Source organism: Streptococcus suis (genome assembly GCF_002960445.1).
Classification (GTDB): domain Bacteria; phylum Bacillota; class Bacilli; order Lactobacillales; family Streptococcaceae; genus Streptococcus; species Streptococcus hyiners.
The window spans coordinates 1-355 of the sequence record NZ_POJD01000091.1 but is presented as its reverse complement, the minus strand read 5'-3'; the positions used below and the strand labels follow the sequence as shown (position 1 = coordinate 355).

Below are 355 nucleotides of genomic sequence, written 5' to 3'. Positions count from 1 at the left end.
AATGGTATCATTGCTTGTCCAAACTGCTCAACCATTCAAATGATGGTTGCCTTGGAGCCTGTTCGTCAGAAATGGGGCTTGGAGCGGATCATCGTATCCACCTATCAGGCAGTCTCTGGAGCAGGTATGGGAGCTATCTTGGAAACACAAGCTCAGCTTCGTTCTGTCTTGAATGATGGCGTGGAACCCAAAGCGGTAGAAGCGAATATTCTTCCTTCTGGTGGCGATAAGAAGCACTATCCAATCGGGTTCAATGCTATTCCGCAAATCGACCTCTTCACTGAAAATGACTACACATACGAAGAGATGAAGATGACAAAAGAGACTAAGAAAATCATGGAAGATGACAGCATTG

Annotated in this window: 1 protein-coding gene; it reads left to right on the top strand. The window is 45.4% G+C overall.

Going from position 1 to position 355, the window contains the following annotated elements; genetic code table 11:
• On the top strand, nt 1–355 hold a 355-nt coding region (locus tag C1G53_RS01840), incomplete at both ends, for an Asd/ArgC dimerization domain-containing protein (RefSeq protein ID WP_269087980.1).